Here is a 15,276-nt window from a genome sequence, read left to right as displayed (position 1 = left end):
TTATGGACAATTTTATGCGAGTAGAAAAGCCAAACATGTCTTCTTTGTAAATCTTTTTTTATTTCTGCCGTGATCCCTACTTCTCAGGATCAACATCTGACAAGAAAATACGAATGGTTGAGCCTTGATCTACCCGTGACCCTGCTTTAGGTGCTTGCGAGATGACATATTTCCCATTCCCTGACTTGGCCAGCTTAAAATTCATGTTCAGGTCTTCTAATATATCATCAACTGACGCTCCAACCAAGTCCGGAACTTCAACAACAGGAATTTCGCCATAGCGGTACTCTTTGTCAAGTTGATTTTTGTCTGGCTCTACCTTCATATAACGCAAAGCATCTGCCATGATATCTCTTACTAATGGCGCTGCAATCAGACCCCCGAATTGAATCCCTTTCGGATCGTCCACAGCTGCATAGACAACAATTTTGGGATTATCCGCTGGCGCAAAACCAATGAATGACACGATATGCTCATCTGGTGAATAACGTCCATTGATAACCTTCTGTGCAGTTCCTGTTTTCCCGCCAACACGATAGCCGTCAATAAACGCGTTGCGGCCCGTCCCTTTCGCTACAACGCTCTCCAGCGCTTCACGAACTTGTCTGGACGTATCCTCAGAGATGACATTTCGCACTAACTCTGGCTCCACAACATCAACTACTTCACCCGTTTCTGGATTGGAGAAGGATTTGGCAACATAGGGTTTAAACAGCTTGCCACCGTTGATTGCAGCGGAAACAGCCGTAATTTGTTGAATAGGTGTAACGGAAACCCCTTGACCGAAAGCTGTCGTCGCTAGCTCAACAGGACCTACCTGCGATGGTTTGAACATAATCCCGTTCTCTTCTCCGCCAAGATCAATACCTGTCTTTTTACCAAAACCAAATCGGGAAATATAGTCAAACAATTTCTCTTTCCCTAATCGCTGTCCCATCACGACGAAACCCGGGTTACATGAGTTTTGAACAACCTGCAGCATCGTTTCACTGCCGTGTCCACCACGTTTCCAACATCGCAACCGGGCGCCCCCCACTTCAATGGAACCTGGATCATAGAACTGTTCATTCTTTAGATCTACTTTCTTTTCTTCAAGCGCTGCGGCAAGAGTAATAATCTTGAATGTAGAACCAGGCTCATACGTTTTCCAAATAGGTAAATTCCGATTATAGGTTTCTGCTGGTGACTCCATATATTTGCTAGGGTCATAGGTCGGACGACTACCCATTGACAGGATTTCGCCAGTATTCGGATCCATCATGATGGCAATGACATTCTGCGCTTGATATTGCACCATCGCTTGATCTAATGAACGTTCCATTACCGATTGCAAATGGCTGTCGATAGTCAGCTTCACGTTCAGCCCATCTTTGGGCGGTGTATACACATCTGTAGTACCTATTAATTTACGACCTGCAGCATCCGTCATATAGGAAATACTGCCTGCAAGCCCTGTTAATTGCGAATTATATTTCGACTCAATGCCAGTCAAGCCTTTGTCGATCCCCGCAAAGCCAAGGATATGTGCCGCAAGAGAACCATACGGATAATATCTTTTATTGTCTTCCGCTACAACGATACCTGGCAGTTCCAATTTTCTAACCTCTTGCGCTTTCTCAATTGAAATTTTACGACCAGAAGGTCTTATATTGTTTTGCGAGGTTTTTTTAGTAATTTGCTTGTAAATATCTTCTTCATTGCCTTCCAGCACTTCTGCAAGCTTAGCAGCTGTACCACGGGCGTCTTGAATTTGCACGGGAATGGCAATAATCGTTGGTGTACTCATACTATACGTCAGAGTCAGCCCGTTACGGTCCTGAATTTCCCCCCGTTTAGGTGCGAATGCGATCTCTCTTCGCCAGCTTTCCTCCGCCATCTTCGCGAGGTCTTGTCCAATCCAAAGTTGAACATAGGCTAAACGAATGATAAGTGCTGTAAAGATGACAGTTCCAATGATTAACGCCGTAAACAATCTGCGACGAACGGTAACGTTAGAAGCCCGCATGAACGTTCAGTCTCCCTTCCCACTATTGTCATGTTCATTCCTAACATGACTATTCGGGACAAACAGGGGTTAGAACAAGCTGTTCACTATCGCTGCTTATTTGACGTTGTGCGTTGTGTCTCCGTTTTGACGTTTGGCGATGGTGTAGGCTGCGGTGAACCGGAAGGTGTTGCAACAGGCGTAGATCCTGCCCCTGTTCCTGACGTTTCTGATTTATCCCCTAGCGGCTTAAGTTGAAGGGTAACCCCTCGACTTTCACCAGCAGCAGATTGCTCAGACACATAACCTTCACCGGAAGTTTGACAATCAATCTTGAAGAAGGAACACGTCTCTACAGCATCTCTCAGCGATCTGCCTACTAGATTTGGTAGAGGCATCTCCTCTACAGGCTGCATGGCAACATAAATGTGCTGTGTAGACAATATTTGAGTACCAGCCTTCGGGAATTGATCAACCACTTTCTCCCCTTTACCAAACACTTCAAGTGATAGTCCAATATCCTTGGCAGTTCCTTTTGCATTCGTCGAAGTAACATCCATAAAGTTCGGTACACTCAATCGATTTGCTTCTTTCGTTACGGTTTTCGGCTTTTTACTCGATGGCACACCCATATACTGCAAAGACTCGCCTACGATTTCCTTGAACGCAGGTGCGAGGACTTGCCCGCCTAAATGATAGTTTCCACCAAGATCAGGCTGATCCGCGATCAGTGTAATTAAAATGCGTGGATCTTCTACAGGCGCATAGCCAATAAACGAGATAACCCATGTATCGGATGAATACGTTTTTTCACCTGGAAGTACGATATTCGCTGTCCCTGTTTTACCTGCAATTCGATAATCTTCCATAAAAGCGAGTTTACCAGTCCCGACTTCTTGGTCCGAGACGACTTGCTCTAAGTAGCCACTCACTGTGGCAGCTGTTTGCGGGCTTACAACTTGTCTGATCACTTGGGGTTCAAACGCTGTTACCACTTTGCCTGTTTTCGGATCAACGATGTCCTTCACAATATGCGGCCACATCAATTTACCGCCATTGGCGATTGCTGCGTAAGCTGCAGTTTGTTGAATGGCGGTAACAACGACTTTCCCTTGTCCATAGGTTGCTGTTGCGTACTCAGATGGATATTTCATATCAATAAGACCCGAAACTTCACCTGGCATATCAATGTTTGTTTTCTGCTCAAAGCCAAACTTCTCAATATATTCGCTAAGTTTAGTCTGTGTCAGTTTCTCAATCCCCAGCTTCACAAAGGCAACGTTACTGGACCGTTTAAGTCCTTCTAAAAACGAGATCTTCCCCCACCCGACGAGATTATGGTCATGGAGCACGCGGTCTGACACTTTAATCGCACCCGATTGATAGGTTTCCGTCGGATTGAAAACCCCTTCTTCTACAGCACCTGCTAGGGTTACTAACTTAAATGTAGAACCTGGCTCATATCGGGAAGAAATGGCACCGTTTCTAAAATCTTTCTGTGGATCATAGTTCCAGTATGTATTCGGATTAAAGGTTGGTGTATTGGCCATTCCTAGAATTTCCATCGTTTTGGGATCAACCGCTATGGCCGTTAGGCTTTTCGGGTGCCACTTGTCATTCACTTTAGCTAAAGCGCTCTCTAAGTAAAATTGAATGTTTTTATCAATCGTAAGTCTCACATTATTTCCGTCTTCTGCGGGCTTAAAATTCACTTTCGCATCGGGAAGCTCTACGCCTTTGCCATCCTTCTCATAGCTTAGCATACCGGGAACACCCTTCAGCGTATCGTTTAATCTCAGCTCCATCCCCAGTGCTGCTTCGCCTTCCTTATTCGTATACCCGAGGATATGAGATGCCAAAGTTTCACCTGGATAGTATCGCTTCTTATCCTCTAGAATTGAAATCCCTACTAATGCTTTAGAGCCCAGTTTGAGCTTGGTTTGAAGATCAGCGATGAGTACACGGACTTGATCCGCTTTCTCTTTATCAATCTTCCAGCCTTCATTCCTCACTTCTACGTTAGCAGCAAAGTCCGTGCCATCCAAGTTCTTCTTCGTTGCGCTCTTTCGAATCTTATTTACTAGATCTGCACGCAGAGCCTCGGATTCCTTCAAAATATCGGCTAACCCTTGGGTCACATCCTCCGCAATGTGCAACGCATCGATTACCTTCGGATTTAGGGCTATCGTATAGGCCGTTGCCTCTACGGCAAGCACCTTATCATTGCGGTCCAAAATAGAACCGCGGACTGGAGCTAGCACCTTATCCGTTTCCCATCTCTTCTCGGCCCTCTCTAGCAACCAGGAAGCTTCTACGACTTGGATCCAATAGACTTTAACCATGAGGACAACAAAAAGAAGGGTGAAAAACCCTCCGATTAGCAAAGAACGCAGCTTAATTTTTTTAGTCATATGAGTACCTGCCTGTTACGGTTTAGAAGCTGATTTCGTACTTTTGCCACTCGTTGTAGCAGTTGTTGTACTAGTTTTCGATTTCGTAGTCGTTTGAGCTACTACATTACCTTGCTTCTCATCTTGTAAATTAAACCCGAGGCGCACAGCTTCCTCTTTTAAACGATCAGGACTTTGCAGTTTCTCTACTTCTTGCTTAAGTGCGCTGTTCTGCGCTTGAATTTCACGGATCTCACCTTGCATTTTCAAAATATTCGCATTCATCTGATAGATAGCAGCAAACCGCCAAATGATAACTCCGGCAACAATGACACAAAGGACGACCGTGAATAGATAGAGCATTTTTTCTTGTGCAGGCAATGAGGAATTGCGGTAAACAACCTTGGTTGTTTCTTTTATCTTTACACGCTGTTGTGGATTCGGTTTGCGTTTCGGATCAAGTGCCAAATTACCTTGAATATAGGATGACATCGCTTTTTCCTCCCTTGGTCAAAGCTTTTCTGCAATACGCAGCTTCGCCGATCTAGCTCGCTGATTCACTTCCAGTTCCTGTTCACTAGGTAAAATAGGTTTGCGGGTAACCAGTTTTAAATCTCCAGCCTTCTCGCAAACACACATTGGAAAAGCAGGCGGACAGGTACATTTCTCTACATTTTTCACGAAAAATTGTTTACAGATGCGATCCTCCAAAGAGTGGAACGTGATGACCGCAATGCGTCCCTGAGGCGCCAAACAGTTAAGTGATTGCTGCAGCGCATCTTCAAACGCTCCCAGTTCGTCATTCACAGCGATTCGCAACGCTTGGAAGCTACGTTTAGCCGGGTGACCGCCAGTCCGTCTAGCGGCAGCTGGAATCCCCTCTTTGATCAATTCAACTAGCTCCCCAGTTGTTTCAATTGCTTTCTTAGCACGTGCTTCGACAATTACACCTGCGATTCGTCTTGAGAACTTCTCTTCACCATATTCGAATAACACTTTGGCAATTTGATCAGCAGGCCACTCATTCACAATTGTTTTGGCGGTTAATGATGTATCCCGATCCATTCTCATGTCGAGTTCTGCATCATGATTGTAGCTAAAACCGCGATCACCATCATCCAGTTGCGGAGAGGATACTCCCAGATCGAACAAAATGCCATCAACCTGCGGCTTTCCATCCCGCATTGCTTTGGGTACTCCACGTAAGACTAGCTCGATATCTCTGAAGTTACTTTTGATAATCGCTACACGGTCCAGATAAGGAGCCAGCACGGTTTGCGCGTTTGCCAGAGCAACATCATCTTGATCAAGGGCAATCAACAATCCTTCTGGACCTAGTTTGGATGCAATTAACGAGCTATGCCCAGCACCTCCCATTGTACAATCCACGTAAACGCCGTCAGGTTTTATATGTAAACCTTCTACAGATTCTTCTTTAAGTACAGTCACATGATGAAACACTCGTTGTCCTCCTAAAAGTTTTGCCTTGGCAAAACTGACTTCGTAAGCATAATCTTAGTTTTGCTTCAGCAAAACTCCACGCTATATTTCTATAAATCAAAATTAAAATCGACCAGCTTCTCTGCTATTTCATTGAATGATTGTTCAGACTCATTGGCATAGCTTTCCCAAACTTGCTTACTCCAAATCTCCACACGATTAGAAACTCCGATTACGACACAATCTTTCTCTAACTTGGCATGGTCGACGAGATTGCTTGGAATGTTGGCTCTCCCTTGCTTATCAAGCTCACACTCTGTTGCACCGGAGAAGAAAAACCGGGTAAAGGCACGTGCATCTGACTTCATTAATGGCAATGCTTTCAGCTTCTGTTCGAGAATTAACCATTCGGATTGCGGGTAAACGAATAAGCATTGATCTAAACCACGGGTGATGACAAAAGCTTCGCCAAGGGCTTCACGAAATTTAGCCGGAATAATCATTCGGCCTTTCTCGTCAATGCTATGTTGATATTCACCCATAAACATAGCATCTTGCCCCCTTTCCCTCCACTTTGTACCACTTTCCACCACATTTGAATCAATATTCGCTAAAAATAAAAGAAATCCTGCTTAGTTAGCAGGATTAATTAAATTTATTTCATTTTTTGGGTCTATTCTGTGCCTTTTGTTCCTTGTTCCGTACCATCAAGTGCGTTTTCAGATGCATTTTGCTCTTTCAACTGCAAACGCAATTCCTTCAACTGTGAGATCCTCTTGCGTCTGTATACCCATATTGGGACAACAATGACGAGTAAAAGCACCAAAACCGGTACCGCGGCTGCTAGAAAAACGAGGACTCCTTGCAAAACAGCGACCAATACATTCAGACTAGAGCCCCATGCCTTCTCAACGCGTTCCGCTAAAGTTAGTTCATTCGGGTCAGAAAGCAGCGGCTTTTTACCTGTTTGTTGATACATGCGCAACTCAATCGTGGAATACGAAACATTTTGATCCAAGTATCGCATTCTTCCTTTGATTTGCTCAATAGTCTCTTGCACCTTTGCTAGCTCGTTCGAAAAGGCAAGGAGGTCGTCGGTCTTCGAAGCCTTCTCCATAAAGCTAAGCAGTCTAGTCTCGACAAGCTGTTTGGCTGTTAAACGAGAGCTAAGATCCACGTACTCTTCCGTCACGTCTTGCCCTTGCACATTTCTTTGAAGCGAAGGGCTCAGCTTCTCTAGGCCGTCCAGCATGGATACAAAGCCATTCGCCGCTACTTTTATCGTGTAGGTTCCGCCCTTTTCACCCGTATTGGCATTCTCGGAGAACTGTAGAATGTAGGCGCCGCTTAGTGCAACCAGATCTCGCAATGCGGTTTGGGCTTTCGCGTAATCCTCCACAGGCATCACAAGATTAGCTCGATAAATAAGCTTGCGGTTAAAGCCAGCTTCTTGGTCGTTCCCACTCACAGACATAACTACATTGGGCGCGGCTGTCTTCCCATCTGATGCAGCAGCTTTGATATTGGCTTCCTTGGCTTGGGCCGCAGGAGCCGCATTGCTCGTGTTCATATCTTTGGCGCTTGCGGCTTGATCCGCTGTCGCGCCGGAAGATTGAACTTGCAGCATGCCCTCTTTTGAAACAGCCAAAGATGATTCTTGTTTGCTCTGCGAAGAGGAACTGCAACCAGCAAGGACACCAGACACCAACATACAAAATACAATTAACCCTGTTAAACTTGTTCTGTACTTAGTTCTATGCTTACCCCCCATGTTAACCACGCCTCCCATTTCCATATTTAGGTTATACACCCTTCAAACGGAATGCCATTCTTGAAAGTTGCATAAAAACAACACACGACAAAAATAAAGGATTTAGCTAGAGACAACTTGGAGAGTAGGATGGAAAAGTTCATGTATCGGATATATCGTGACTCTGGAGGGGGGGGGGTGCCAAGCCACACGGTAGGTGTGTAGGTGCTACTTGAGGTACTGGGAGTGCTAGAGGTGCTACCTATAGGTGTGTAGGTGCTACTGGAGAGGTACTGGAGGTACTGGAGGTACTGGAGGTACTGGAGGTACTGGAGGTACTGGAGGTACTGGAGGTACTGGAGGTACTGGAGGTACTGGAGGTGCTGGAGGTGCTGCTGGAGGGGCTGAAAGTCCAGTGACAGAAGCACAATCCAAAATTAACAGGAAAAAGTACAGCTATTTCAGAAAAATACCTCCGAATTTTTAATCTAAATGGAAAATATGTTGTTAATTCTTGCTCCATTGCTCCTAATGACGAAAATCTCTAAAATTACCTGTAGGAAATCCAGTTATTCATTTAAATTGGGGCAATTGGTCTGAATTAGCTGTACAAAATCCATTTAGTTGCTTCTGGAACCGGAACAGCTGAAAGGTTTTTTCCCGCAAATGAAAAATGCCCTCCAGTCCACACGTGTGAACCGAAGGGCATTCATTTACATTCTAGTGCTCATCCCAGCTGTCTAGGTAAGCTTTTTGCTCATCAGATAGGGCATCAACGCTAGTACCTAGTGACTCTAGTTTGAAGCGAGCAACTTGCTCATCAAGCACATAAGGAACATTTACAACGGTATTGCCTAAAGTTTGGTACGTGTCATTGACATGCTTCAAAGACATCGCTTGAAGCGCAAATGTCATGTCCATGATTTCAGCCGGGTGACCATCACCAGCAGCTAGGTTAACTAAGCGGCCTTCAGCGAGGATATACACTTTACGACCATCGTTCAGTAGGTATTCTTCGATATTACGACGAACCGTACGTTTGGAGGAAGACATCGCTTCTAGCTCAGGTTTGTTTACTTCAACATCAAAGTGACCAGCGTTAGAAAGAATCGCGCCATCCTTCATCACTTTGTAGTGTTCACCACGGATTACATCGCGGTTACCTGTAACGGTTACGAAGAAATCGCCTAATTTAGCTGCTTCAATCATCGGCATCACTGCGAAACCATCCATATATGCCTCTACGCCTTTGATCGCATCGATTTCAGTCACGATTACATTAGCGCCTAAGCCCTTAGCACGCATAGCCACACCCTTACCACACCAGCCATAGCCTACTACAACGACTGTTTTACCTGCAACAACCAAGTTCGTCGTACGGTTAATGCCATCCCAAACAGATTGGCCTGTTCCGTAACGGTTGTCGAACAAGTATTTGCAGTACGCATCATTAACGGCAACCATTGGGAAACCGAGTTTCCCGTCTTTTTCCATCGCTTTCAAGCGAAGAATACCCGTAGTCGTTTCTTCTGCGCCACCGCGTACGTTAACTGCCAAGTCTTTGCGCTCTGAGTGCAAGAGTGAAACTAAATCTCCACCATCATCAATGATTAAATCCGGCTTGGATTCCAATGATTTAATTAGAAGTTCTTTGTACTCTTCAGGGCTTGGGTTGTACTTAGCAAATACAGTAATCCCATCTTCGACAAGCGCCGCGCAAACATCATCTTGTGTGGAAAGCGGGTTGCTTCCTGTGATCGTAACTTCCGCGCCTCCAGCTTGAACTACTTTAGCTAAGTAAGCTGTTTTGGCTTCCAAGTGCAAGGAAATCGTAACTTTCAAGCCTTTGAAAGGTTGTTCTTTCTCAAATTGCTCACGAATCCGATTCAAAACAGGCATATGCGCCTGAACCCAATCAATTTTCAAATGACCATCCGGCGCTAACGCCATGTCAGTTACAATACTGTTTGTTACAGTTGTCATGTTCGTTCCTCCTACAAATAATAGATACGGTGCAAGCCATCTACGGGGATCGGCGTCTGTATTAATGTATGTAGCCAAGCATTCCCATAACGATTCAGATAAGCACACCCATTATACACTCTTTCCTGGGGCTTGGCTAACGGAAATATCGTAAGTCGAACACGGTCCAGCTGTCGGATCGCCGCATCGAATTGCGTGTGCGAGGCTTCGCTTGCTTTGTGATGCAAATAATCGATTTGTTCCACGATCTTAGCTAGATTTGTATCTCCAAGCTTCTTGACGCCAGGATTAATGCCACTAAGAGACTCAACAAGCGGAGCGTAAGTGCTAAGGAAGGATTCCTTTACCGCTTCAAATCGTTCATTAAGCTTAAGAGTGTCTTGCGCATCTAACCAGGCTTGCTTCTTCTCATCAAAGCGCTCTAGGACGTCTGTCAACGTGAGCTCATATTTGTCCATCTGCTTCTTGATAGTGCCTTCGATTAAGGTAAACTCCATTCGCGGCAAAACGATCGGCATGCGCAAGTGGAAATGCTCAAATGCTTGCTTCGTCAACGCCCAGTATGCAATTTCTCCAGGACCTAACACGGTTGCCAAGACCGGAAATAAATATTCTTGCATGAGAGGCCGAGTCATCACGTTGTTACTCAATTGTTCTGGCGTCGTTATCGCTTTATCACGAAGTTCTGACTTCGTGAAGGTTACCGTATTTTTCTTATCTGTAAATTGTTCACCCTCACGGTGTAGCAGTAATCGCGAACCCTCAGCAAAAACAAACAAGTTCGCAGCTTGTTCATGAACCTCCGCTTGAATCCCATAGCCTGCTTCACTAACCTCAGCTTGACTACGCATCAAGGAATCTGCCAACTGAGCATTCCGCTCAATGATCCTTTCGAACATTGCTGATTCTAGAGCCCGTAGAGCAGGCTCATCGGAATCAATCAGCACAAGCCCATACTCGCCAAACAGCATCGCCATCCAACGTGCAAAAGCATCTGAAAGCGTCGCTCCATCTTCTACAGCTGAACGCATCTTATCTAACAAGGACGCTTTGAATTCCGTATCCATTAAAGACTGATCCAACTTATTCAAAGCCTCTTCCCACGCTTCAGAAGACAGGGGTAGGCGACTCACGGACGTCCTTACTCCAGTTGGATGCTCCACCTTCAGCTTCTCAATCTGCTGCGTGTTGGAGAGAACATGAACGTGATTAACTTCGTCGAAATCGTGATCTTCACCAGCTATCCAGAAAATAGGCACGACAGGACGATTCAATCTCGCACGCCATTCCCGAGCTGCTTGAATAATAGTGATTGCCTTATAAAGAATCATGAGTTGGCCGCCAAACAACCCTGCTTGTTGGCCACCAACAATTGCTAGCGTTTGCTGATCTCCTAAAGCTGTTATATGCTCGAAAGCTTTTTCTGTATTCCCTACACGTCTATTATAGGCTTCCAGCACCTCTACAAGGCGCTCACGCTGGACATGTGGGGCATCAGTGGCTCCGTCCAGCCAATTGACACGAGCTTGCCAATCTTCCTCGTTTCCAAAATGATACGGATACAACGATTTTGCCTTGCCTTTACCTGTTATATAATCTTCCGCTAATGTCTGATTTTTCTTCCAATGAAAAGTTTCCATTTGCATATGCGACTAGTGTCTCCTCTTCATAACAAATAAAACAACTATCCTTTGATTGTACACGGTAGCCCTGAAATCGTCAAAACTGTATTTTATATAATTACAATTATGTAGCGAATCAGTGAAATGGCGAAAAGCCGCCCCAATCGGGACGGCTAAGCGAATTAATATAAATGACAAGCAACAAAGTGATTGGGTTCCACTTCTTTGCTAGGCGGCATCGAATCTGCACACTTCGCCATTGCTTGCGGACAACGCGTACGGAACGGACAACCACTAGGCGGGTTGAGCGGACTAGGCACATCACCTTGAAGAATGATACGCTCGCGTGTACGTTCAATTTCCGGATCCGGAATCGGAATCGCAGAAAGCAAAGATTGTGTATACGGATGTAACGGCTTTGCGTAAAGCGCGTCGGACGTAGTTACCTCAACGAGGCTTCCTAGGTACATTACCCCAATACGGTCAGATATGTGCTTAACCATCGCCAAATCATGTGCGATAAACAAGTAAGTTAAGCCCATTTCCTTTTGTAATCTTTTGAAAAGGTTAACGACTTGTGCTTGTACGGAAACGTCCAATGCGGAGATTGGCTCATCGGCGATAATGAATTTCGGTTCAATCGCAAGCGCACGGGCAATCCCAATACGTTGACGTTGACCACCGGAGAACTCATGTGGGAAACGGCTAGCATGCTCATCGTTCAAGCCTACAGCACGAAGCAGTTCCATAACGCGTTCTTTACGTTTCGCACCTTTATATAACCCGTGAATATCAATACCTTCTGCAATGATATTCCCTACAGTCATACGCGGATTCAGGGATGCGTAAGGATCTTGGAATACCATTTGCATATTCCGGTTAAAATCCTTCAGCTTTTTCCCAGTCATCTTATGAACATCTTCACCATCGAAAATGACTTCGCCTTCTGTTGCATCATAAAGCTTAATAATAGTTCTTCCCGCTGTGGATTTCCCACAACCGGACTCGCCTACTAGACCAAACGTTTCACCACGTTTAATTTCTATAGAGAAATTGTCAACGGCCTTCAAAATCTTGCCGTTTCCAAGATTGAAATGCTTCTTCATGTTGCGAATTTGCAAAATCGGTTGATCAGACTTAGCCAAAGACTTAGACATGTTGTTTACCTCCCACTCCTACAGGACGTTCAACCTTCGGTGCATCTGGATGAAGCAGCCAGCAAGCTGCTGAATGCGTTTCAGACAGCACAGAATGAGCTGGATCTTCTTCCAGACAGTGATTCATCGCATACGGACATCTAGCTGCGAAGGCACACCCTTTCGGCGGAGCGAACAAATCTGGCGGCGTACCCGGGATCGGTACAAGCTCTTCATTCGTTTTCGTATCCAACCGCGGCACTGAACGAAGTAATCCCCATGTATATGGATGCTGTGGCTCATAGAATATTTCATCTACGGTGCCTTGTTCAATAATTTTTCCTGCATACATAACCACAACACGTTGTGCCATATCAGCTACAACACCTAGATCATGCGTAATTAAGATAATGGAAGAGTCCGTTTTCACCGAAATCGTCTTCATTAAATCAATAATTTGTGCTTGGATCGTAACATCTAGCGCCGTTGTAGGCTCATCAGCAATAAGAAGCTTAGGCGAACAAGCTAACGCGATAGCGATCATAACACGTTGACGCATACCACCGGATAGTTCATGTGGATATTGATGAATACGCCCTTCAGGCGAGTTGATACCAACGAGCTTGAGAATTTCAATAGCTCTTTCTCTTGCTGCGCTCTTACTCAAACCTTCGTGTTTGATCAAACCTTCCGTGATTTGATCACCGATTTTCATCGTTGGATTCAATGAAGTCATTGGATCCTGGAAAATCATACCCATTTCTGAGCCACGAATTTTCTCCATCTGTCTATTGGAAAGTTTGGTAATGTCCACTTTTCCGTCAAACATGATAGAACCGCTTTTTATATAACTAGGCGGAGTAGGAATTAAACGCATGAGCGTTTGTGCCGTTACGGATTTACCGCAGCCGGATTCACCTACAATCGCCAACACTTCACCTTTTTTCAAAGAAAAAGATACGCCGCGCACAGCTTGAACTTCACCCGCATAAGTCTGGAATGAAACTCTCAAATCTTTAACTTCTAGTAAATTGTCTTTGGTGCTCATCATTATTCACCCCTTCTTACTTGCGCATTTTTGGATCTAGCGCATCACGAAGCCCATCGCCGAGAAGATTGAAGCTCAATAAGATCAAGCTGAAAATAATCGTCGGGAAAATAAGGCGATGCGGATATAACCGAATATAGTTAGCACCATCTGACAGCAAGTTACCTAGCGATGCCAGTGGCGGCTTTACACCTAGACCAATGAAACTTAAGAATGCTTCAGTAAAGATCGCAGATGGCACAACGAATGTGATCTGTACGATAATTATACCAAGTGCATTAGGGATCAAGCTACGCATAATTATTCTCATGGGAGAAGCTCCCAATGTACGCGAAGCTAGAACGAATTCTTGCTCTTTGAGTGTCAGCATTTGTCCGCGAACAAGCCGCGCCATCGGCACCCACCCTGTAATACTGTAGGCGATAATAATGGACGATACCCCCGAACCGATAACCATGATCAATAGAATGGCAATCAACAAGAAAGGGATCGCATAGACAATCTCAATGGAGCGTTGCATAACTTCGTCGACTTTTCCGCCGTAATAAGCAGAAATACCGCCGTAAATAACACCAACAACTAAGTCAATTAAAGCAGCTGTAATACCAATAAATAGGGAGATTCGAGTACCCCACCATACACGCGTCCAAACATCACGACCGAAGTCATCTGTTCCAAAGAAGTGCGAACCGCTTGGTACCGCATTTTTAAGCTTTAAGTTTTGCGTCTGATAATCGTAGCTTGAAACAAATGGAACGATAATCGAAAGTACGATTAAAGTTACCAATATAATTAAGCCAGCCATAGCCAGTCTATTTTTCTTAAGTCGTCTCCATGCGTCCTGCCAATAATTAAGTGAAGGTCTTACAATAACTTCACCAGTTAGAGATTTATTTGAAACGGGAGCAAACTTGTAGTTAGTCTCTGTTGATTCATTTGGAGTTTGCATGAATTATTTCCCGCCTTTCCCAAGACGAATTCTAGGGTCTACTAAGCCATACACAACGTCTGTAATAAAGATAACGACGATCAATATACTTGAGTAAAAAATAGTTAATCCCGATATCATTGTATAGTCATTAGAATACACGGATGATACAAAATGTTTACCCAAACCTGGTACACTAAAAATTTGTTCAACAACTAACGTACCTGTGATGACGTTTACAAATATTGGGCCGATAATCGTAATAACCGGCAATATCGCATTACGAATTGTATGCTTAACTACAACAGTCATAGTTGACAAACCTTTTGATTTCGCTGTTTTAATATAATCTTGATTCAATACATCTAACATGGACGTACGCATTAAACGCGCCAAAATCGCAATCGTACCAAAGGACAAAGCAATTGCTGGCAATACCTTGTATTCTGGACCTTTCCATAGACCAGCAGGAAGAATGCCCCACTTTACACCAACATAATAAGAAAGCATTGGCCCAAGCACAAAGGATGGGATGGATACACCTAGTATCGCAATGAACATAGCTGTGTAATCGCCAACTTTATTATGTTTCAAGGCTGCAATAATCCCTAAAGTCAAACCAACAACAATTGCGATAACAATTGAAATTAATCCAAGTTCTAAGGACGAAGGGAAAGCTTGTTTGATAATATCAGTTACTTTGTGAGCAGGGAATTGAAAGGAAGCTCCTAGATCGCCATGGATGATATTGTTCATGAATGTCAAATACTGTTGCCACAATGGCTTATCTAGACCGTATTGCTTCATCAACATATCTCTCGTAGCTTTCGGAATCTTCTCAGCGCCTTCTCCTAGTGGATTACCTGGCAAATTTTTCATCAAGACGAAAGTAAATGTTGCAATTAGCCATAACGTAATAAGCGCATATAGGAAACGGCGAAGAATGAACTTAATCATATTGCTCCTCCTTTATTAAAATATAAAACAAGAAAGTT

General features: G+C 44.4%; 13 protein-coding genes. 1 reads left to right on the top strand and 12 read right to left on the bottom strand.

What is annotated here, in order from left to right; all coding sequences use genetic code 11:
• Positions 1–76 precede the first annotated feature (76 nt).
• From AC58QG_RS24140 to AC58QG_RS24115, 6 genes are all read right to left on the bottom strand, one after another.
• On the bottom strand, positions 77–2,005 hold the full coding sequence (locus AC58QG_RS24140; protein ID WP_497364652.1) for a stage V sporulation protein D: 1,929 nt from the start codon (positions 2,003–2,005) through the stop codon (positions 77–79).
• 86 nt (positions 2,006–2,091) lie between these two features.
• Positions 2,092–4,395, bottom strand: a complete 2,304-nt coding sequence (locus tag AC58QG_RS24135) for a penicillin-binding transpeptidase domain-containing protein (protein WP_497364651.1) — start codon at positions 4,393–4,395, stop codon at positions 2,092–2,094.
• A gap of 15 nt (positions 4,396–4,410) precedes the next feature.
• Positions 4,411–4,866 carry a cell division protein FtsL gene (gene ftsL, locus AC58QG_RS24130; RefSeq protein ID WP_497364650.1) on the bottom strand — a complete coding sequence of 152 codons (456 nt, stop codon included), beginning with the start codon at positions 4,864–4,866 and terminating at the stop codon, positions 4,411–4,413.
• An 18-nt stretch (positions 4,867–4,884) separates the two neighbouring features.
• The gene (rsmH, locus tag AC58QG_RS24125; protein WP_497364649.1) at positions 4,885–5,835 is read right to left on the bottom strand and encodes a 16S rRNA (cytosine(1402)-N(4))-methyltransferase RsmH; all 951 of its coding nucleotides are present in this window, start codon (positions 5,833–5,835) and stop codon (positions 4,885–4,887) included.
• Positions 5,836–5,924: 89 nt separating this feature from the next.
• Entirely contained in the window at positions 5,925–6,362 is a 438-nt protein-coding gene (gene mraZ / locus AC58QG_RS24120; RefSeq protein ID WP_056612672.1) for a division/cell wall cluster transcriptional repressor MraZ, read from the bottom strand.
• Positions 6,363–6,487: 125 nt separating this feature from the next.
• A complete protein-coding gene (locus AC58QG_RS24115) occupies positions 6,488–7,585 on the bottom strand; it encodes a DUF4349 domain-containing protein (RefSeq protein ID WP_497364648.1) in 1,098 nt (365 codons plus the stop codon).
• A 247-nt stretch (positions 7,586–7,832) separates the two neighbouring features.
• Between AC58QG_RS24115 and AC58QG_RS24110 the strand changes: the two genes are divergently transcribed.
• Positions 7,833–8,051 (top strand): hypothetical protein, encoded by a 219-nt coding sequence (locus tag AC58QG_RS24110; RefSeq protein ID WP_497364647.1) that lies wholly within the window; start codon positions 7,833–7,835, stop codon positions 8,049–8,051.
• A 233-nt stretch (positions 8,052–8,284) separates the two neighbouring features.
• On the opposite strand, the gene AC58QG_RS24105 is transcribed toward AC58QG_RS24110, so the two are convergent.
• From AC58QG_RS24105 to AC58QG_RS24080, 6 genes are all read right to left on the bottom strand, one after another.
• On the bottom strand, positions 8,285–9,547 hold the full coding sequence (locus tag AC58QG_RS24105) for an adenosylhomocysteinase (protein WP_497364646.1): 1,263 nt from the start codon (positions 9,545–9,547) through the stop codon (positions 8,285–8,287).
• Between the two features lie 11 nt (positions 9,548–9,558).
• On the bottom strand, positions 9,559–11,193 hold the full coding sequence (gene bshC, locus AC58QG_RS24100) for a bacillithiol biosynthesis cysteine-adding enzyme BshC (protein WP_497364645.1): 1,635 nt from the start codon (positions 11,191–11,193) through the stop codon (positions 9,559–9,561).
• Between the two features lie 158 nt (positions 11,194–11,351).
• On the bottom strand, positions 11,352–12,326 hold the full coding sequence (locus tag AC58QG_RS24095; protein WP_497364644.1) for an ABC transporter ATP-binding protein: 975 nt from the start codon (positions 12,324–12,326) through the stop codon (positions 11,352–11,354).
• On the bottom strand, positions 12,319–13,356 hold the full coding sequence (locus AC58QG_RS24090; protein ID WP_497364643.1) for an ABC transporter ATP-binding protein: 1,038 nt from the start codon (positions 13,354–13,356) through the stop codon (positions 12,319–12,321). Before AC58QG_RS24090 ends, AC58QG_RS24095 begins: the two co-directional genes overlap by 8 nt.
• 13 nt (positions 13,357–13,369) lie before the next feature.
• Positions 13,370–14,302: an ABC transporter permease gene (locus tag AC58QG_RS24085; protein ID WP_497364642.1), complete on the bottom strand. Its 933-nt coding sequence runs from the start codon at positions 14,300–14,302 to the stop codon at positions 13,370–13,372.
• Between the two features lie 3 nt (positions 14,303–14,305).
• Positions 14,306–15,238 carry an ABC transporter permease gene (locus tag AC58QG_RS24080; protein ID WP_497364641.1) on the bottom strand — a complete coding sequence of 311 codons (933 nt, stop codon included), beginning with the start codon at positions 15,236–15,238 and terminating at the stop codon, positions 14,306–14,308.
• Positions 15,239–15,276: the final 38 nt, after the last annotated feature.

This window comes from Paenibacillus sp. J22P169, from assembly GCF_059691995.1.
This window is presented reverse-complemented; position numbering and strand designations above follow the sequence as displayed.